General features: G+C 47.8%; 16 protein-coding genes. 4 read left to right on the top strand and 12 right to left on the bottom strand.

All coding sequences use genetic code 11. The annotated features are described in order from the left end of the window. Positions 1-11 precede the first annotated feature (11 nt). The 4 genes from D0Y50_RS01315 to D0Y50_RS01300 form a co-directional block, all read right to left on the bottom strand. Positions 12-3,917 carry an ATP-binding protein gene (locus D0Y50_RS01315; protein WP_147318218.1) on the bottom strand — a complete coding sequence of 1,302 codons (3,906 nt, stop codon included), beginning with the start codon at positions 3,915-3,917 and terminating at the stop codon, positions 12-14. A 328-nt stretch (positions 3,918-4,245) separates the two neighbouring features. After that, entirely contained in the window at positions 4,246-4,758 is a 513-nt protein-coding gene (locus tag D0Y50_RS01310; RefSeq protein ID WP_332308371.1) for an HAD family hydrolase, read from the bottom strand. A gap of 6 nt (positions 4,759-4,764) precedes the next feature. Continuing rightward, positions 4,765-6,024, bottom strand: coding sequence for a Y-family DNA polymerase (locus D0Y50_RS01305; RefSeq protein ID WP_117315134.1), 1,260 nt, complete (start codon positions 6,022-6,024; stop codon positions 4,765-4,767). Beyond that, a complete protein-coding gene (locus D0Y50_RS01300; RefSeq protein WP_108565758.1) occupies positions 6,012-6,428 on the bottom strand; it encodes a S24 family peptidase in 417 nt (138 codons plus the stop codon). The genes D0Y50_RS01305 and D0Y50_RS01300 overlap by 13 nt, the downstream gene beginning before the upstream one ends. Positions 6,429-6,520: 92 nt before the next feature. On the opposite strand from D0Y50_RS01300, the gene D0Y50_RS01295 reads away from it, so the two are divergent. The 3 genes from D0Y50_RS01295 to D0Y50_RS01285 all read left to right on the top strand — a co-directional run bounded on the left by D0Y50_RS01295 (position 6,521) and on the right by D0Y50_RS01285 (position 9,021). Next, positions 6,521-6,808 (top strand): YebG family protein, encoded by a 288-nt coding sequence (locus tag D0Y50_RS01295; RefSeq protein ID WP_108565759.1) that lies wholly within the window; start codon positions 6,521-6,523, stop codon positions 6,806-6,808. A 219-nt stretch (positions 6,809-7,027) separates the two neighbouring features. Next, on the top strand, positions 7,028-7,624 hold the full coding sequence (locus tag D0Y50_RS01290; RefSeq protein WP_332308370.1) for an ATP-binding cassette domain-containing protein: 597 nt from the start codon (positions 7,028-7,030) through the stop codon (positions 7,622-7,624). Next, positions 7,618-9,021 (top strand): ABC transporter permease, encoded by a 1,404-nt coding sequence (locus D0Y50_RS01285; protein ID WP_117315132.1) that lies wholly within the window; start codon positions 7,618-7,620, stop codon positions 9,019-9,021. Before D0Y50_RS01290 ends, D0Y50_RS01285 begins: the two co-directional genes overlap by 7 nt. 728 nt (positions 9,022-9,749) lie before the next feature. Here D0Y50_RS01285 and D0Y50_RS01280 read toward each other — a convergent pair. The 5 genes from D0Y50_RS01280 to D0Y50_RS19405 form a co-directional block, all read right to left on the bottom strand. Further along, the gene (locus tag D0Y50_RS01280) at positions 9,750-11,321 is read right to left on the bottom strand and encodes a methyl-accepting chemotaxis protein (protein WP_117315129.1); all 1,572 of its coding nucleotides are present in this window, start codon (positions 11,319-11,321) and stop codon (positions 9,750-9,752) included. 170 nt (positions 11,322-11,491) lie between these two features. Beyond that, the gene (locus tag D0Y50_RS01275; RefSeq protein WP_117315127.1) at positions 11,492-12,589 is read right to left on the bottom strand and encodes a sensor histidine kinase; all 1,098 of its coding nucleotides are present in this window, start codon (positions 12,587-12,589) and stop codon (positions 11,492-11,494) included. An 18-nt stretch (positions 12,590-12,607) separates the two neighbouring features. Next, positions 12,608-13,687, bottom strand: a complete 1,080-nt coding sequence (locus tag D0Y50_RS01270) for a methyl-accepting chemotaxis protein (protein ID WP_117315125.1) — start codon at positions 13,685-13,687, stop codon at positions 12,608-12,610. Between the two features lie 319 nt (positions 13,688-14,006). Beyond that, the gene (locus D0Y50_RS01265; RefSeq protein WP_117315123.1) at positions 14,007-14,777 is read right to left on the bottom strand and encodes a sulfite exporter TauE/SafE family protein; all 771 of its coding nucleotides are present in this window, start codon (positions 14,775-14,777) and stop codon (positions 14,007-14,009) included. Further along, a complete protein-coding gene (locus D0Y50_RS19405; RefSeq protein ID WP_133175093.1) occupies positions 14,764-15,303 on the bottom strand; it encodes a hypothetical protein in 540 nt (179 codons plus the stop codon). Before D0Y50_RS19405 ends, D0Y50_RS01265 begins: the two co-directional genes overlap by 14 nt. Before the next feature lie 512 nt (positions 15,304-15,815). Between D0Y50_RS19405 and D0Y50_RS01255 the strand changes: the two genes are divergently transcribed. Further along, positions 15,816-16,217 (top strand): VOC family protein, encoded by a 402-nt coding sequence (locus D0Y50_RS01255; RefSeq protein ID WP_117315120.1) that lies wholly within the window; start codon positions 15,816-15,818, stop codon positions 16,215-16,217. Here D0Y50_RS01255 and D0Y50_RS01250 read toward each other — a convergent pair. From D0Y50_RS01250 to D0Y50_RS01240, 3 genes are all read right to left on the bottom strand, one after another. Next, a complete protein-coding gene (locus D0Y50_RS01250) occupies positions 16,214-17,218 on the bottom strand; it encodes a DUF2955 domain-containing protein (protein WP_170145433.1) in 1,005 nt (334 codons plus the stop codon). The genes D0Y50_RS01255 and D0Y50_RS01250 overlap by 4 nt on opposite strands. Positions 17,219-17,304: 86 nt before the next feature. Continuing rightward, positions 17,305-18,372: an HlyD family secretion protein gene (locus D0Y50_RS01245; RefSeq protein WP_117315118.1), complete on the bottom strand. Its 1,068-nt coding sequence runs from the start codon at positions 18,370-18,372 to the stop codon at positions 17,305-17,307. After that, a complete protein-coding gene (locus tag D0Y50_RS01240; protein ID WP_117315116.1) occupies positions 18,369-18,806 on the bottom strand; it encodes a MarR family winged helix-turn-helix transcriptional regulator in 438 nt (145 codons plus the stop codon). Before D0Y50_RS01240 ends, D0Y50_RS01245 begins: the two co-directional genes overlap by 4 nt. Positions 18,807-18,883: the final 77 nt, after the last annotated feature.

The raw sequence follows: 18,883 nt of genomic DNA, 5'->3' as shown, positions 1-18,883 counted from the left end.
AGAAGGCAGGATTAAACCGACCCAGCGTATACCTGCTGATGACGTTCTTGATACTGGCGTGGCGTTTCGTTAATTTCGGCTTTAAAACAACTGCTAAAATAAGATGGGGTACCAAAGCCTACATCATAGGCGACTTGCGTAACCTGCCTTCCCTGTTGCAACATCGTTTTGGCCTGGTGCAAGCGATACGTCCGCAGTACATCAGTAAAATTCAAACCGAATAGCGTATTGAGTTTTCGCGATAGTTGTCTCTCACTTATTGCCATCTTTGATGAGGCCAGGGCGCGGCCAAAGTCTTCATCTTGAAAATGGTCTGCCAGTAATGTTAAAAAGCGTGTGTAAAAAGCCTGCTCCCGGGCATTGGCAAAATTAGGCACTGAAAATGGTGCGCTGGGCAGCACGGGCGTTGCCGGATGAGATTGATATCGCTGTTGCAGGCTGAGCAAGCTGCTTAGCGCATGCTGTAACTGAGTAATATTAAGGGGTTTGGCGACTAGCATGTCAATATTTGCATCACGGCTTAGTGTGGGCGGAACATCATCATTTACCGCAGCCATTAATATAAATGGAATGGCACCCAGCGTAGGAGACTGCAACATTTGTCGACGTAATTCCACCCCACTGGTTTCAGGCATCCGATAATCACAAATGACCAAGGCCGGCTGAATCGTATGCATCAGGTCCAGTGCACTTTTCGCGTCCCCCGCTTCCAGACAACAATACTCCGTTGTCAGGATATCGGTGAGATAGTCGCGTAAGGGTTCATTGTCATCCACAACTAATACCACCGGCTGTTGGGTATCATTTGCTTGTTGTAACACGCTGGGCGGCGTGTCTATCGGGTCGGGGGGCGTTACGCGTAAACCTGCTTTTTCGTCCAGCACCAACAAGGGTAAATACACACTAAAGCGGGCGCCTTTACCTGGTGCGGTATCGATGCCGATCCACCCAGTATTGGCATTGACTAACTCTTTAACTAACGCCAGTCCAATTCCCCAGCCGTGCGTAGTTTCTGCATCTGGTAACCGCGAAAAACGTTCAAATATCAATGCCGCTTCTTGTTCGGTCATACCTGGACCGCTATCGGTTACTACAATAACCAACTGTAAGTCGCGACAACGAATATCCACTTCAATCGCGGCGCCGGGCGGTGAGTATTTCACAGCGTTTGATACCAGGTTGAACAAAATCTTCTCCAGTGAATCGCTCACCAGGTTAATTGTACCCTTCGCGCGAATCCGACTAACTAATGACTGCTCGTGAAGCTCAGCCAAAGATGCCAGGTTGGCTATAAAAGAAGGGAGAAATGAGGCAAGCTGATACGCTTGTCGAGGCCGATCTTTAAGGGTTTCTAACCGCTCTATTTCGAGTATCTGGTTTACCAGGGCATGCAAACGTTGCGCATTAGTATTAATTGTCTGAAGCCGGCGGGAATTATCCGCATCGTCAGGGTTAGCGATAATCTGTTGAATGGGACCAGTGATGAGGGTTAGCGGGGTTTGTAATTCGTGGGAGACGTTCACAAATAGCTGTTGCTTGCGTTCCAGCATGGCCCGAATATACACATTAGTAGACTCTAGTGCCGTTTGCTTTTCCTTTACCTGCCCCTTTAAGGCCTGGCCCTGTTTAGAGTACTGGCGGTAGGCCCATATAATGAGGTAACCCGCCAAGACACCGACCACCAGAGTATAGAAGGCGTAAGCTGCCGGGCTTAACCACCAAGGGGGCAACACCTTTATTTTCAGGCTGGTAACAGGCTGAGAGCTGGCGTCGGATTTTACTCTTGTCTCGAAAAGATAATTCCCATGAGCCAAGGATGAGAAAATAAGATTAGAGCTTGAAGATTCTAATACTCGCCAAGTTGTAGATAGTTCTGTCATTCGATATTCTATACGCAAATAGGGATAGTCTATTAGGTTCGAAATTGCGAGATTAACTTCGGTCATTACATGGCCATGCGCAATTTCAACAGAGGCTAACCGGGGCGAATTTTTACTAATCGGGATGTTTTCGAACTTTTCCGAGACAGATGAGAAACTTTGGATGCCGAGTATATGAACTATATGCCGCTGTGCTTGCCATTTTTTTACATTGGTTAGCAACTTGTCATGATTTAACAAGTAGCTAAAATTATCTCCTATGACGATGGTATGGCCTTTCGAACTATGAACAGAATCGTATTCGAAATCTACGTCACTTATACCAAAATTATTACCCAACTCTACGGTATACTTTGCATTAATATCGAGAAAGTATAGCCCCTCGTTAGTCGCTACAATAAATTTGCCCTCTCTGATTTCACTAATACCTCGAATATAGGCACTTTTGAAAAAGCTCACTTCATTTTGTTTACCCTTGGCATCCACATATTTTAGACCTTCGCCGGACTCGCAAAGCCATAGCCGTGACGCACTATCTTCGTAGATACACGCACTACCCCAAACAAAACTATTTGCCTTTTTAGTTACTTTAAAGCGCGAATTACCATACCTAATAGAAAACACCCCATTCCCGTAGTCTCCTAAAAAGGTGCCTGATTTAGCGTATCTGGATAATGCTCCAGCTTTTGACGATATGGCTAATTTCGCATAATAATTATTGTTAAAATACAAAATGTACCTACCTTGAGAAGTTACCAGAGTTACATAACTTCCTTCTGTGCTAATAGAGGTATCTATAACACGCACATTGTCCGATCCAAACTTGAGTAACGGGTAAGATTTCAAAACGGTATTGTTATTCGTATCAATTACGAAAACTTTAGAATTTTCATCAACTAGCTTAACTTCGCCTGGTGTACTCTCTAAAAAAAATAATGTTCCATTAGAATCGACCTGTATGTCTATAGTTTTATTTTCACTGATAGAGTGAAATGAAACCTGAGAAGGTGATGTATATAAGAAGAAATCTTCATTTAGAAAGTGAACATCAAATACCACCGATTTATCTAAGCTTCTATTTATATTTATAAAACTAGTGGCGTCTGAGTTACTCGCGAGAGTAAATAAACCTCTTTGCGAATCACTCCCGTACATATTTCCATGGGTATCAAATTTAAGGTCTAGTACAATTTCTATAATACCTGAGGAAAAAACTGGACTAAAGATAGGGGGCGCCACCAATTTCCCCTTCTCTGTATCAACTTTATAGAGGCGTTCTGCTGCCACCAAGATTTCATTATCGGGAGTTAAAAAAACTTTTCTAGCAGGATAGATATCAGATGCGGAGTTTTTTACCTTTTCACGTTCTGTAATATGTTTATAGTCACCACTATGTATGTTCAGTATGTGAACACCCTTATCCGAGGCTATGTAGGCAATATCCTCAACTAAAATAAAACTGGTAAATTCTTCGACCTTATCCAGTAGTGGCTTTGGCATATAAGAAGTGACATCTTTGCTATTATGGTCTAGTGAGTACAAGCCCTTCTTCTGATCCAGCCACCAAATTGTATTTTTCTCTTCTGTATACAATACGTTAGCTATATTAGAGTTATCTTGATTAGTGAAGTTGGACAAAAAATAGGAATTTTCTGGGGTACTTCTATCATAAACAAAAACAGATGAGGATAGCTGGATAATAATTATTCTCTCAGAAACAGAAAGATTCCAAATATCACTGCCAACAATTTTATCGTCAATCTCCATTTTCTTAAGAAATTTGGAAAAGGGGTTATACAAATAGACGCCGTCCCCATACGCTACAAATGCGACGAGTTCTTCAGAGTATTGAATAACATTAGATATATAGCTGCTTTCTAATATTGAATTAGACTTATCAATCTTTATTAGCTCGTGTCCAATCTTCCCGAAGAAACCATTCTCACTCCCCAACCACACTCCTTGCTCGTTAACATGAACGCTAGATATAACGCCTGTATTAAATTCCCCGAAAGTTTTGGAACTTTGCAGAGGCATTGTAACTTTTGCCCGAACACATAAGGAAATACTAAACAATATTAAAATTAGGACTGAAATAAAAAATTTACCCAATATGACGCTCCATGTCTCCAAATTGATAGCTACTTATAAAATTATACGACAAGCTAACTATCGATTTCTTTGCGGCCATAGTGTAAGAATATTTCAGTTATGAAGGAGAAACCAATGAACTTTAGTATAAAACCTATAAAAGAGTTAACAGAGGATGAAATTAAAATGATTAGTGGAGGGACAACGTTATCTTACGGTAAAAACTTACAAGAAATAGATCCTTTTAGACCCCCAAAAGGGCCCCCAGATATGCTTACACCATCAGAAATTGCATACCCGCTCTTTGAGCGGCCTGTTGGTCATAAATAAAATCACCTACATAAAGACAGCGTGAAGCGGGTATCTGCCATTGGTTGGCTACGCTTAATAAAGCCGTAGGATCTGGCTTTGGGGGAGCGTCTTCACGTGTAATTACCAACGAAATAGGTATTTGGTTATTGCTTATTTTAAGCTGGGTTGCAGCGATACTGTTTCGCGTAACAATCGCCATGGGCAGATTATGTTGGGTGGCCTCTGCTACCAGCTGTTGCCCCCGGCTAAGCCAGCGAGCTTGTTGGGCATCGGCCAGTTCCTGATCCAGAATATACTGATGGGCCAATTGTTGCTGGTGCGGATCGGTAAGGCTATCAATATGGATAAGAATATCTTGTTCTAGTGGACACTGCAGATGCGTTTTAATTGCCCGAAAATCGAGACTCGAGGCTACAAGCGTGCCGTCCAAATCAAAGATCACACCATCGACTTCGCTAAAGTTAATCCCCATCATAAAATGCTACTCACAGTTAATTATTGGTATATGACGCCAATTGGTGGTGTATTGTGGTGACAAAAACTGCCGTTTCATATGCCATGGTGCGTGCTGACCCTTGGCTGCCATGCCCAGGGTATTTGTGCCAAATTTACGGTTAATGGCATCCATGCAAGCCATTAGCGCCGGCGTGCGGGTTGAGTGCGCAAAAAGGTCTTTTTGCAATACTTTACTGTCGATAATATCTATCGCGCCGGCCCCGCACTTATGTAATAACACACCGCTTTCGAACAATTTTGGCGCCAACTGGGTTAATGTGCCTACAATATCACGCGTGTCACTGGTGGGCTCCTCAAATGTATGTAATGTGGAGCGGTGAAAAGGGTCGTGCTTCGCAAACGGGTTAGCATGAGCGAAGGCGGTCAATGTTTTAACGCCACAATTTTGTTGTCGCAACTTTAACGCTATCCGTTCGCCGTGCCAGGCTAACGCTTGTCGAAGCGCTGATAAGCTGGTGACCGGCGCGCCAAACGCTCGGGTGGAGAAAAGTTGTTGTTTATTTAACGGCAGTGTATCCCAGTCCAGGCAAACTACGCCGTTAAGTTCTCTTACCGTACGCTCGACCTCGACAGAAAAATACTGCCGTAATTGCCGGGCACTCGCCTGGCTTAGCGCCCAGGCACTATGTATGTGCATAGCGTTTAAACGGGCTGCCAGCCGTTTACCTATACCCCACACCTGCTGTACTTCCAGCTGCTTTAAAACCGCTTCAGTAGCTGTCGCATCTCTGAGTACCGATATCCCGCACTTGCTACCGAGTTGTTTGGCCGCAAAGCTTGCGGCTTTCGCGAGCGTGGGCGTAGCGCCTATACCGATACTCACCGGCAAACGTAGCTCGGTAAACACGGTATCTCGAATCGCATTTGCATACCTTTCCCAACTCATCGTAGGCTGCCATCGGCGTAAATCTAAAAAGCATTCATCGATAGAATAAACATGCTGACGGGGGCCAAACCGACCAATTACCCGCATCATTTTGTTAGACAGATCGTCATACAGGGCATAGTTGGACGAACGGATAGTGGCGTTATGCCGACGCAGAATTTGTTCAGACTGGTAATAAGGTCCAAATTTTTTTATGCCCAGTTGCTTTGCTTCGTCACTTAGCGCACAAATACAGCCATCGTTATTCGTTAATACCACTAGTGGGCGGCGCCGGACCGCAGGGTCGAAGACCTGTTCCGCCGAAGCATAGAAACTGTTTGCATCAATCAGCGCAAACATTGCGACAGCTGCCGGGCAAAGCGGTGTAAACGGACTGACCTTACCACAATCCCCTCCACTTCAAACACATCTCCCTGATGCAGCTGATAGGCACGTTGACCTGTGCCCGGGGATAGTAATTGCTGCCGTTCCCGGTTATATAATTTACAGACAAAACTACCATTAAGGTTGGCTACCACTACATCCAGGGTGCCTGGTAATGCTGCCCGATCGACAATAAGTAAATCCCCATCGAAAATCCCTACGCCGGTCATAGAATCGCCCTTGGCTCGACCGATAAAAGTCGCAGTGGGATGCTCAATAAGCAACTCATCCAGGTTCAGGGCGAGCTCCCGGTACTCTGCCGCGGGCGACTCAAATCCATTAATACCTGCCTGCGCATAGACTGGAATAACTTTTAACATAACACCACTTCACCGGTTGCAATTTATACTGTTTGTATATACAGTATTTTGTGTAGCGCAATGAATGTCAACTTACAAATGTGGAGTAAATCATGGCCATCACCGTTCAGTATGTAGTAACTCATAAAGAAGTGGAGAAACTAGTGACCACAGATAAAAAAGCCGCCGATCAGTACGATAAAATGCTCGATGCAGCGGATAATCTGGCAGGCTATTTAAGTGCTATGGGGGTCAAGCTGGAAGAGGATAAATTAGAAGAGCTGTCTATTATTTTAGCTAAAAATAAAGATGCGGTGAGCAAACTACTTAAAGGCGGCTCGCTGGAAAATGTACTTGAGGATAGCTCTGCGGAAGTAGTAAAGCTGCAGGCCAGCAATTAAATACTATGGCTTGCCGGTATAACAGGCCGGCGCCATTGCTATTATTTACCTAGACTTGTTATAAATAGCCATAATATTGGTAAACAGTCGGTGGTTGTTCTGGCTATCTCTTTATCTGGCAGCAAAAACCTTGCGTGTTCGCGGGCCATTGAATTAACAAATATTTCCTTTTGTTATCCGGGGGCAAGCACCCCGGCGCTAACAATAGCCGATTGGCACGTGAACAAAGGCGAACATGTCTTTGTGCAAGGGGCCTCTGGATCAGGGAAAAGTACATTACTGAATTTGCTGACCGGAACCCTGGTACCAGATAGTGGCAGTATCCGTTTGCTGGGTAAGGAGTTTTCAGCGTTAGCGGCAAGGCACAAAGACGGCTTTCGCGCCCGCCATATTGGCGTGGTATTTCAGCAATTCAATCTGATTGATTACTTATCAGTTAAACAAAATATTGCTACCGCGGCGTATTTTGCCGGTACGCTTAACCAACAAACTCAACGCAGGGCTACTGAGTTATTGCATAAGCTCGAGCTACCCGCCAATGTATTGTCTCGGCAAGCGGGATCGTTAAGCGTGGGTCAGCAGCAAAGGGTAGCTATAGCGCGGGCGTTGATTAATGCCCCCGAACTGCTGATTGTAGATGAGCCAACTTCTGCTTTAGATGCCAACGCAAGAGATGCCTTTATGCGCCTTTTGCTGGAAGTTGCAGATAGCAGTGCGGTGGTTTTTGTAAGCCACGATGCAGGCTTAGCAACGTACTTTACGCGCCAGCAATCTATGGCAGAATTAACCGCGCAGTCGGTGCAAACAGTATGCTAAATACCATTGCACTTGAAAGTTTAAAACACCGCCGTACTTCTGTAATGCTTACCGTGTTATCCATCGTTATCAGTGTCAGTTTACTGGTAGGTGTGGAGTTTATTCGTGGGCAAATTAAACAGAGTTTTACCCGGACGGTATCCGGAGTTGACCTTATTGTTGGCGCGCCAACAGGTCAGCTAAACTTACTGCTGTACTCGGTGTTTCGTATTGGCAATGCTACCCAGAGCATTAAATGGGAACAAGTAGAAAAGCTGGCTGCGCAGCCTTTGGTAAAATGGGTGATTCCCATAGCGTTAGGTGATAGCCACAAAGGCTTTCGGGTGGTCGGCACGGACAATCGCTATTTTGAGCATTATCAATATGCGGCGCAACAACCTTTGAGCTTCGCTCAAGGTGGACAGTTCACCACCGCCTATTCTGCGGTAGTCGGCGCAGAAGCCGCCCGCGAATTGGGCTATCAGCCTGGCGATAATATTGTTATCTCCCACGGCCTGGGAAATGTGAGCTTTCATCAACACGATGGTCACCCATTCACCGTTTCCGGTATTCTTGCTCCTACCGGTACGCCGGTAGATAAAGCCGTACATGTTACCTTGCAAGGTATTGAAGCAGTTCATCAACCGGCCTCAACGCCCTCGCTTAAAAAGCCAATAGTAAACAGCCCCCCCACCGCGCAAGACACAGAACATGGGCATGAGCACAAGCATGAGCATGAGCATGAACATGAACATGAACAGAATGCTGACCATCTTGATAAGGCGACTACAGCGACTGGCAATGCGCCTCATCCCAAACGTGTGACTTCTGCCTCGACATCACACGCTGCGCCCCCTCCTGCGCGACCGGAATCCGTTACCGCGGCGTTGGTAGGATTAACCAGTCGGGCTGCAGCTTTGCAGGTTCAGTATCAAATAAACCAGCGTAGCGAAGTTCCCATGTTAGCTATTTTGCCTGGTATGGCGCTGTCGCAGCTATGGAGCCTGATGGGTAATCTTGAGAAGCTATTATTAGGCGTTTCCGGATTAATATTAGTGGCCTCACTAATAGGTTTAGTCACTATGTTGCTCGCTAGTATGCGAGAGCGGCGTCATGAGATTGCAGTATTGCGGGCCATGGGCGCAGGGCCGTTAACCCTGCTATGGTTAATCCAATTTGAAGCATTGTTAGTTAGTGCACTTGCATGCGGTATTGCAGTCACCCTGGATGGCGTTTTATTTAGTGTATTTGCCTCCAGCTTAAGCGAAAATTTCGGGCTGTTCCTCAGTGGTAGCGTACTTACGCTTCATACCGGAGTAATTGTGGCTCTGGTGCTACTAGCCACCTGGTTATGCAGCTGTATTCCAGCCGTGGCTGCCTATCGGCAGGCCTTACATGCGGGCCTAAGCAATCGTTAACAATATTGGTAACATTGTGTCGGGTTACGTAGCTTATGTCACGGTCTTCGCTCGCTATTGATAAGCACCAACCAGCCCCCGTTAATGTGGGCTGGGCGGGACGGAAAAAAGGTATGTTGCCGTCCCTCATATAGCGCGGATTACCCTGCGTCGCTAAATAGAAAAACCATGCAATAAAAGCACTTATTCTACGCGACCTACACCAGGCGCTAAACGACTTTACTTTAGCCCGAGGCTGAAACAGCTGGGAGGCTGCGGCGCTATCCACTGTGTTCACCTGGTTTGGTATGAGCGACTGGACAGCAGCTAAGTTGTGCGTCCCGGCCCCCTCACTTTCCCCGCTAACCGGCTTTAAGCCGAGAAGAAAACAGTCGGGAGGCTGCGGCGCTATCCACAGCTTTCCACTGTGTTCACCTGGTTTGGTATGAGCAACTGGGCAGCAGCTAAGTTGCGCTTCCCGGCCCCCTCCCTTTCTCCGCTAACCGGCTTTAAGCCGAGAAGAAAACAGTCGGGAGGCTGCGGCGCTATCCACAGCTTTCCACTGTGTTCACCTGGTTTGTTATGAGCAACTGGGCAGCAGCTAAGTTGCGCTTCCCGGCCCCCTCACTTTCTCCGCTAACCGGCTTTAAGCCGAGAAGAAAACAGCTGGGAGGCTGCAGCGCAATAAAAAGCCCCGCCCTATTTTGGGGGCGGGGCGGTTGCACAGGTTTTCACCCGTTTGGGCCCTGTCAGGCTTTGTGGGTAAACCGGGTAATTACCGAATTCACTTCATTTACGGTGCGCCGCAATTGCTGCGCAGCGTCTAACGATGCATTCGACGCCCGTTCGGTTTCTTTCGCACTGTCGGCAATCTCAACAATCTGCTGATTGATATGCTCTGCCACACTGCTTTGTTCTTCTACTGACGAGGACATTTCCACGGTTTGATCGGCTATGCCACTTACCGCCTGGTTAATGTCGGAGAGTGTACGCCGGGTTTCTTCTACAATCTGGGTGCCACGGGTGGCAGCGTCCAGACCCTCACTGGAGACCCGTACCGCCCGTTCTGACCGCTCTGCCAAAATCTGAATGATATGATGAATTTTATCTGTGGATTCTCGTGTCTTAGAGGCCAGAGAGCGTACTTCATCTGCCACTACCGCAAACCCGCGTCCCTGCTCCCCCGCTCGGGCAGCTTCTATCGCGGCGTTTAAGGCCAGCAAATTGGTTTGCTCGGCGATAGAAGAGATTATACTTGCGGCTTCCCCAATATCAGCTGTCGACTGAGCCAACTCCTGAACCGTTTGAGAAATTGACGCGACCGCCTCTTTTAGCTCGCGAATCGATTGCAACGCTTCGTCGGCGCGGTTGTTACCCTGCGCCACATTCACCGAAGCTGATTTCGCACTGCTGGCATTCATTTCCACCCGCTGGGCCACTTCCTGAATGGCTTGGGACATCTGGGTGACGGCCGAAGCAATTTGCTGAGTTGCCATATTCTGTTGGGTAACAATACTACTGGTGATATCAGCTTGCTGATGAGTGGTGTCAGCAATACTATCCAGTTTCCCAGCTGCATCACTGATACGGGTTAGTGCGGTACGTGAACGGGCCACCTCGCAACTAAAGGCCAGCTTTGCCCGCGCCTGTACACCTACTTCGGTAAAATAGGTCTGAGCCACAGTGGCGTCACTATAACTGGTGGGACTAACCTGAAGTAGGTGGTGCCAACTTTGTTGCTGCTGGCGTAGCGACCACACCGCCATTACCCCTGCTGACACGGCTATACTTAGCGCGGTCCAGGGCGCCCCCATCAACAACGAAATACTCGCTCCCGCCGCGCCGGTTACCCAAAAAGGTGCACTCTGGCGGGCATAATCGCCTACTCTGCGGGCCAACGACAAGGCCGGTTTACCGGCACGCAGACGGGCGTAAACAATCTCAGCACGGCTTATTTCTTCCTGACTGGCAGGTATCCGGACCGATTCATAGCCTACGATATTGTGGCGCTCGAATACCGGGGTAACAAACGCGGAAACCCAATAGTGGTCACCATTCTTACGGCGGTTTTTGACCAGGCCCATCCATATATTGCCTGCTTGCAGCGTATGCCACATTTCGCGGAACACCGCCTCAGGCATATCTGGATGACGTACCAGGTTATGATTTTTGTTAATAATCTCATCACGCTCAAAACCACTCACTTCGACAAACTGGTCGTTACAGTGAGTAATGACACCGCGTTCATCTGTCGAGGAAATAAGCCGATAGTCAGCAGGAAATGAAAATATTTGTTGTGTTACTGGCTGGTTGTTTCGCATGTCCTAAACTCTCCGACATTCCATGTTAGTGCACGAATACAATTGTGCTTTGCGACCCAACGATATCAGGTTCGCCCTGATAAAGTGAGTGAAAATATACGTTGCCCCCTCGCCGCAGCGATTATTGCAACACATTTTGGGGAGTAAACAGATAATTGGCTTGCGCCACCTTATGCCTCGTTTGCCAAAGGAAAGACCAGTGTGAACGTAGCGCCTTCGCCCGGGCAGCTTTCTACCGTAATCTGACCATTGTGTTCTTCCATTATCGCCATCGCTACCGTAAGCCCCAGGCCAGCCCCCGAGCCCGGGGGTTGGGTAGAATAAAACGGTGTGAAAATCAGCTTTAGTTGCGCTTCATTCATACCGATACCATTGTCAGCCACGGTCACCGCGATACTCGCTTTACCCACTACAACGGAAATCGTTATCTGGCCTTTCTTGGCTACCGCAGCAAGCGCGTTGTGCAGCAGGTTACTGAATAACACTAATAGCTTTTCAGCACTTCCCATGACATGCAGTTTAGCGCAGATAGGTAAAATACAAACCTGCACATCTACCGGAATTTTATGCATGACCGCCTCAACCGAATTCTCAATAGCGCTGCCCAGGGCCACCATGGCCTTTTCATTTGGTGCAGGATAAGCATACGCTCGCAACGACGCCACAATGTTAGTCACCCGATCTATACCTTCCAGCGTAGCGGTGTATATTTCGTCGTTCAGCGCTGACATTTCCTGAACCATGTAGCTTTGTTCAAGATTGCTAAGAGTTTTGTCGGTAACACCGCTCTGCCGTGCCAACGCCTTTAATTCATTAAAGCCGCGCACCATATCTGTCAGTAGCTGAAAACTAATTTGCGCATTGCTTTTTACAAACGCCATGGGGTTATTGATTTCGTGGGCTATGCCTGCCGCCATCTGGCTCAACAACGCCATTCTTTGGCCCATTTCCGGACTTATGGGTGAGGGGGTATAACCCAGCTCAATATCGCGATGGTCCAAATGGTGCAGTAAGGCGATGTAGTCACTGCGCACTTCGCTAAGCTCGCGCCGTAGTGCCTGGTTAGCCAAATAGGCATCTTTAGAGTAGTCATTAAGCATAGCTTCAGCGCTTAGCCGAGCTGCGTGTTCTCTGGCCAGTTTTCGCTCAAGGGCGCTGATTTTGCTATTGAGTGCTGCTTCATCCGCCACTAATGCAGTTTCTCCGAATACAACGGGCAGCCCGGTTGCTGCCCACAGATACCAGAAGCTTAGTGAAATTTCAGGCAATCTGCCAGTTAGCGGTAATTACAGCCTGTCTAGCTGCAACATAACCTCTTCACTGGCCTGCTCCATCTCTTTAATCATTTTACTGGCCAGCGCGGGGTTGCCATCTTTTGCTGCCGCAATTGCTTCTTTACCCGTTCGATGAACGGTAGCGTGAGGACGATCCAGGCGTGAAAACGCCTCGCTTTTACCTAACGAGGTGGATTGCTGGGCGCTGTACCACTGTCCCAATCGGCATGCTCTATGATCAGCAAAATCAGCAGCGGTTTTAGTACTTTTGCCGCCTAGCACTGCATACACTTCACTTTTCCATACCACATGATCAAGCTTAACTGTTTGGATAAATGTTTGATGAGAGGCGCTATGAATAGTTTGCCGCATGCTTTCACAGTAGCTTACCATTTTATCATAACTTTGGTTTAGCTCGCCCACACCACCAGCCAGATTCGTGTTGTTATCCTGCAACTGAGACACCGCCCCGACAGCGGCTTTGGTTGACTGAATAATACCTTTAACCAATTCGGCTACTTCACTGGCCGACTTGTTGGTTTCATTAGCCAAAGCCCGAACTTCATCGGCGACGACACTAAACCCTCTGCCAGCATCGCCGGCTCGGGCTGCTTCAATTGCCGCATTAAGCGCCAGCAGGTTAGTCTGATCGGAAATACTGGTGATGGTGGATACAAATTTATTGATGCTATCGGCGGTGTCAGATAAACCGGAAATCCGCTCACTCATTTGGCCCATACGGTCATTTAATGCTTCCATGTCCCGTCCGATGCCCTGCAAGGAGGAGGCACTGGTGGAGAACAGCGTATTAATATCCGATAGTGCGGTGCTTTCCTGATCTATTTGCTGATAAGAGTGCAGCACCCCTTCGCGAATACCTTCAATTTGGCGCATTGAATCGATAAGCGCCGCGCTCAGGCTTTCTGCCCCCATTGCGGAGTTGCTTTTCTTAGTTAACTCGTCACCCCGACGACGTTCGTCATCAAGAGCAGTTTCTAATGCATGAATCTTATCCTGCAAAGCTGATTTTTCAGCCTTGAGGCGGGAAAGTTCCTGTTGTGTATCGGTAAATCTGGATTTTAGGACGAGCATAACCGCCTCTTATTTAACGTAAAAACGCTTCGTTATACTGGCTTGAAGTAAAAAATACTATTCACCAATAGTACAAAAATTCCCTGGCGTTCAAAAACAACGGGGCCTGCCGCATAATACCGGCTTATCTTGTTATCGGTATATTGCCCTAAAACTTAACGATAACTTCTTCACGCAGCCCCTTAGCGTAAATACACTTTACATGTTTTAGTTTATCCATTGATGACCATTCGGACGCATGAAAAAAGCGTTACTGCCTATTTTCCCCAGCTATTGTGGGCCTGAAGATTAACGCCGCAGACAGACTGGTTTACACGAGCTAGGCGAAGAGCGCGATGCTGGCATCAATCAGTAATTTGATTGCCAACACGCTAACCAGCAAGGTAAAGACACGGGTAAAAACTGGTGCGCCAAGCCGCTGAAGTACCTGTAAGCCACACCAGGTACCCACCATTCCCGCCAGAGCCATCGCTATCACCAAGGGCAACCAATCAAAAAATGCAAAACCGGCAAATGAGAATACCAGCGCTTTTAAGGCATGTTGAAATGACATACAACTGGCTAACGTGGCAGTTAGGTGAATTTTTGTATAGCGATGACGATGGATAAATGCCGCCACCAGTGGCCCGGTAGCCCCTACAAACATTGTCATAATGGTAGTAACAAAACCGGTGAGAAGCCGGCCAAAGGAAGAAACCTGGCGGGGCCGTGGGGAAGGCCCCCAAACCAAAACAAGAATGAATAGGGCCACACTGAATTGAATAAGTGACAGCGGTAACTGTACCACGATAAACGAAGCCAACCCGGCTCCAACACTGCCTCCAACACAAAACCAGCCCACCATGGCCTTATCAATGGCCTGTCGGGTAAGCCAGGCCCGGTTAACATTTGCGCCCAACTGGACCAGACCGTGCACTGGGATAAGGGCAGGCGCAGGCAATACTGAGGCCATGACTGCCAGTAACAATACCCCTCCGCCTATCCCGAACGCAGCCGTAATAAACGCGGTGACGCCCGCCACTAAAATAAGTATACCTGCCTGATATAGCGCAATAGCATTATCTGCGCTTAACAGTTCAGGAAGTGACACGCTCACATTCCTGATGGGGCATTTGGTTCGCCACCCAAATCATCGCTTTTTGTCCATGTACCCACAAACGGCTGCGCTTATTTTCATAGGTCAGGCCACTGCCTTGCGCAACATTAAACATAAGCTGCGAGCTCGTGGCTGTTTGCACCCATACCATGGGGGCAGGTGTGTCGTACCAGCGAACTGTAATGCTGGACACGGCACAGTTAAATTGATGAATATGCGATACCGTTTGCAGCTTATGCTGAACTTTTAAAAAGCTATAGCGACGCTTTACCTTTTCAACAATGCAAGCGTCCCGGTCGGCATGATTGTTACACACGGCTAGTTGCCTGACCCAGCGAACATGGTTTTGCGCTATGCGTGGAACATCACGACTGATTAGACGCTTTTGCAGACGCTCTAACTGACTAAAATCGGCTGAGGTAGCACTATTGCAATAAACGCGACTTGCTCCCTGGCACTGTGACGGAGCAGCATTGACTGGCGCACTGCTCCCTGCAGATAACCAAAAGGCAACTAGCAATATACAAAATCTGGATAACATGAATCGGACAATGTTAATTGACGAAGAGCCTAACCATACGGAATATCCTGACAGATAGAAAGACCCATTTTTAACCAATTCGCTATTTCACTATATTTTTATAAATGGTTAATTTCGCGCCAGAAAGCAGGCGTTGGTAGTCTGCCCTCTTTAACTAAAAAGGCAGGCCGTAGCTAATTCGTTGGTTAAGCCGATAAACGCTAAATATTACTGCTGGGGTGCAACGTGCGTTAGCTTTGATAAGATGCGCGTGCAACCTTCCCTCTTTTTACATAAATGGTGCCATCTGTTTACCTTGCTCGGGCTATTTCATTCAATAAGACAAGACGTAGTGCCCCCACAACCTACGCGTCTTTCCCTACTGATGGCAATCAGTACACGGTTTGTATCACCCACTGATTTGACTAGACACCATCACTTTATAGCAGCTATTCTTTGGCCAACTAACCGGGTGTTTTTGCACCTCGTGTGTACTATCAGGAGAAGCCGCAATGAGTAGCGTGTCATTTCAGTCATTGATTTTGCTGGTTGACGATACCGATGAAGCGATCAGTTTTTTTGTTGATCAACTGGGCTTTCAGTTAGTCGAAAACCTCGCAAAAGCGGATGGCTCAAGATGGGTAAAAGTGGCTTCAGGCAATGGCGAAGGAGCCTCTATTGTTTTAAAACAGGCAACCGGTCGTGCCCAGGCTAGCTTAGTAGGCCAGCAGGCCGGCGACGGCGTGCTGGGCATCATTACGGTAGAAGAATTCCATGCTACCTATGAAAAATGGCTGGCCAACGGGGTGAATTTTATTGAACCTGCACGTTACGAACCGTACGGCACCGTGGCTATTTTTTGCGATTTATATGGCAACAAGTGGGATTTGATCGGCCCGCCCCGCCATCTTTAAACGTTGCGGGTAAGAGCGAATTTATCCAGTAGCTTGTCTAGCCAGAATGCCGCTATAAGTAGTATTGCCAGGGCAACCACGACCGAGCTTAACCGGTACATGCTGGAGTAAAGAATGTCGGCATTTGGTTGCAGGTACTGGCCGAATAATATGCCAATAGTCGTTAAAGCACCAAAACCCATCCCCGAGCCGGCCCTTTCTACCAGATGCAACCGCGCCGTGATTAATACGGTGGCAAACAACGTCAGTACTACCAGCGGTAAAAACTGAATCAAGTCATAAAGTAAAAACTGGGCGCTAATACCTATTGCACATCCCAAAGCAACGCCTTTTGCACGATTTAACGCACTGCTAACGGTGCCTTGCAAGGTCATTGGAAACAGTACGAGCACGGTGGCTACCTGGGCCGACAGTGAATCCTGCAAGTCGAGTATTTGGAACACCACAAAGGATAAGGTCGCCAGCACTGCCCCCATCAGCATACGATGGTTAATCTGCGCGCTGCTGAGTGCAGGCGGCGTAGGCAAATTAACCGGGGCTTTATCTGGTATAAGCCAGTAGAGCACAGCGGCGCTGATAATCGCGATCAGCGTCGCGAGTGCGGTTGCCATGGCCATATCGCTTAAACTGGCCCCCGGATAGCTGGAAAAATGTAGCATGACGGATATCGACACTACTCCCATTGTCCACATCAAAAAATGTGATGAACGCGCCATAAAGCGAAAATGCACAGCAAATAACGCAAATACACCCAACGTCATCAGTAGCGCAGAATGCTCAAACAGGCTGCGTAGTACAAAAATTTCAACAATATTTATCAATACGCTGCCAACAAATTGCCAGGCAATCAAAGCATTAAACACCGGCACCATGCCCAGCAATAAAATAGGATATACCGTAAAAAATACGCCGTAGGGCCAGTTCATCACTTTACTGATGGTAAAGCCAATACAGCAACCAAAGGCTATACGCAGCAGTCGACGGCTTTCTTGTTCACTCATTTGCGTCGCCAGGGGGGTGCTGGGCGCCCCAGCTGCCCTACTGGAACTGAATAAGCGTTTAATAAACATCATTCGCTTGCCAGCCCTTAGTACACATAATGCAGTAAGCTAACAATTTTCATTTGTAACCAGGCTAAACCGCTGTACCAACCTGACTCCCCAGACTCCAGCATTACAGTGGCCCGCGCACCGGTAACCAGAGAATCCGGTAACGCAGATTCATCCACGCTAACATACACTCTGACCCGCTGCGCATCACGAACCCACCGATCAGAGTCATCAGGTTGTGCTAATTGTCCATCGGCCAGTAATTGCCCCTGAGCTACCCCGTAGTCGCGACTGTCAAGGTGGCCATGAAACACGCTGCCAGGTAGCGCATCAAACACCACTAAAGCAGGCGCGTGCTGGCCGATATGAGCCAGGCTTTTCTCCCGAAAATCAGCAGCGATTCGCTCATTATCTCTGGCAACTAAAGACAGTAACGGCTGATTAGCCTGCGCCTGAATACCACGGGTTAACTGTAAATTCGATACAATACCGGCGGCCGGTGCCACTACCTGGGTACGTGATAAAGCTAATGCCGCCTGCTTTAGCTGATTACGCGCCACTCGCAAACGTAAATTATCTTCACCTGCTTTACCCAATTTAACCTGTACGGTGTGCCGACTTTCGCGGGCCGCCTGTAATTGTGCCTGCGCAGCCTCGACCCGGGTCGCCATTTGGTCGACTTGTTGGTCACTGACCAGGTTTTTCTTTGCCAGCGACACTAATCTTTGATGTTCGCGTTGCATTTCGCGTTGATTAATTTGCGCTTCGGTAATCGCTGCCTCGGCCTGAGCTAACTCAGCGCTTAACGTATCATTTGCCCGCGAGGCCTCTTGTACCGCTAAACGGGCCTTTTCCACAGCAAGTTCATAGTCACTGGCATCCACAGTGAACAGTAAGTCACCTTTAGCAACTGCCTGGTTATTGATAACCGCTACGTGGGTCACTTCGCCGGCAACCCGGGGCGCAACCGTGATAACCGGACGCTGAACACTGGCATGGGGCGTCATTGGGATACTGACATCAGCAAACAGTATATAGCCAAAAATTAAGCCAAAAAGTATACTGGCCCGTTTCATCCATCGATTAAAATTTGCATCTGCTGTCATCGTTTTCCCGCCTGTTTCAAGTGTGCGTTGTCTAACACCCTGGATAGCAGCGCATGCAGCTGCTCGCGTTCCTGTTCATTCAATCCTGCTAACATAGCCTCGCGCGCTGCGCTGGCCTGGGTCTCCATTTTCGCCAGTAGCTGGCTGCCTGGTGCAGTAAACCAAAGGGTCTTTCGGCGCGCATCGTGGGGGCACTTTTCACGCCTTATATAGCCGGCCTCAACCAACGCATTCATAGTGCGTTGTAAGGTAGGTTGTTCAATCCCAATCTCGTGGGCCAGCTCTTTCTGCGAGCACCCTTCACCGCTGCGGTTTAAATGTAGCATGGCCATCCAACCCGACTGCGTAAGCCCTAAGGTTTTCATGTACTGATCCACCACATTACGCCAGCCATAAGCAGTACGGTTTAATAACCAGCCTAATGATGTTTGCATGTATTTTACCAAAGTAGTTAGCGTGCTAATTAAGTTAGCATATAATTAGCGTGCTAATCAAATAGCCCTTAGATTAG

Source organism: Salinimonas sediminis (genome assembly GCF_003429285.1).
Taxonomy (GTDB): Bacteria; Pseudomonadota; Gammaproteobacteria; order Enterobacterales; family Alteromonadaceae; genus Alteromonas; species Alteromonas indica.
This window is presented reverse-complemented; position numbering and strand designations above follow the sequence as displayed.

Excerpts from the sequence above, each read along its gene's own strand:
- D0Y50_RS01310 (WP_332308371.1), bottom strand. The coding sequence starts at position 4,758 with ATGATGGGGATTAACTTTAGCGAAGTCGATGGTGTGATCTTTGATTTG.
- D0Y50_RS01270 (WP_117315125.1), bottom strand. The coding sequence starts at position 13,687 with ATGCTCGTCCTAAAATCCAGATTTACCGATACACAACAGGAACTTTCC.
- D0Y50_RS01300 (WP_108565758.1), bottom strand. The coding sequence starts at position 6,428 with ATGTTAAAAGTTATTCCAGTCTATGCGCAGGCAGGTATTAATGGATTT.
- D0Y50_RS01245 (WP_117315118.1), bottom strand. The coding sequence starts at position 18,372 with ATGACAGCAGATGCAAATTTTAATCGATGGATGAAACGGGCCAGTATA.
- D0Y50_RS01305 (WP_117315134.1), bottom strand. The coding sequence starts at position 6,024 with ATGTTTGCGCTGATTGATGCAAACAGTTTCTATGCTTCGGCGGAACAG.
- D0Y50_RS01285 (WP_117315132.1), top strand. The coding sequence starts at position 7,618 with ATGCTAAATACCATTGCACTTGAAAGTTTAAAACACCGCCGTACTTCT.
- D0Y50_RS01255 (WP_117315120.1), top strand. The coding sequence starts at position 15,816 with ATGAGTAGCGTGTCATTTCAGTCATTGATTTTGCTGGTTGACGATACC.
- D0Y50_RS01295 (WP_108565759.1), top strand. The coding sequence starts at position 6,521 with ATGGCCATCACCGTTCAGTATGTAGTAACTCATAAAGAAGTGGAGAAA.
- D0Y50_RS01240 (WP_117315116.1), bottom strand. The coding sequence starts at position 18,806 with ATGCAAACATCATTAGGCTGGTTATTAAACCGTACTGCTTATGGCTGG.
- D0Y50_RS01315 (WP_147318218.1), bottom strand. The coding sequence starts at position 3,917 with ATGCCTCTGCAAAGTTCCAAAACTTTCGGGGAATTTAATACAGGCGTT.
- D0Y50_RS01250 (WP_170145433.1), bottom strand. The coding sequence starts at position 17,218 with ATGAGTGAACAAGAAAGCCGTCGACTGCTGCGTATAGCCTTTGGTTGC.
- D0Y50_RS01280 (WP_117315129.1), bottom strand. The coding sequence starts at position 11,321 with ATGCGAAACAACCAGCCAGTAACACAACAAATATTTTCATTTCCTGCT.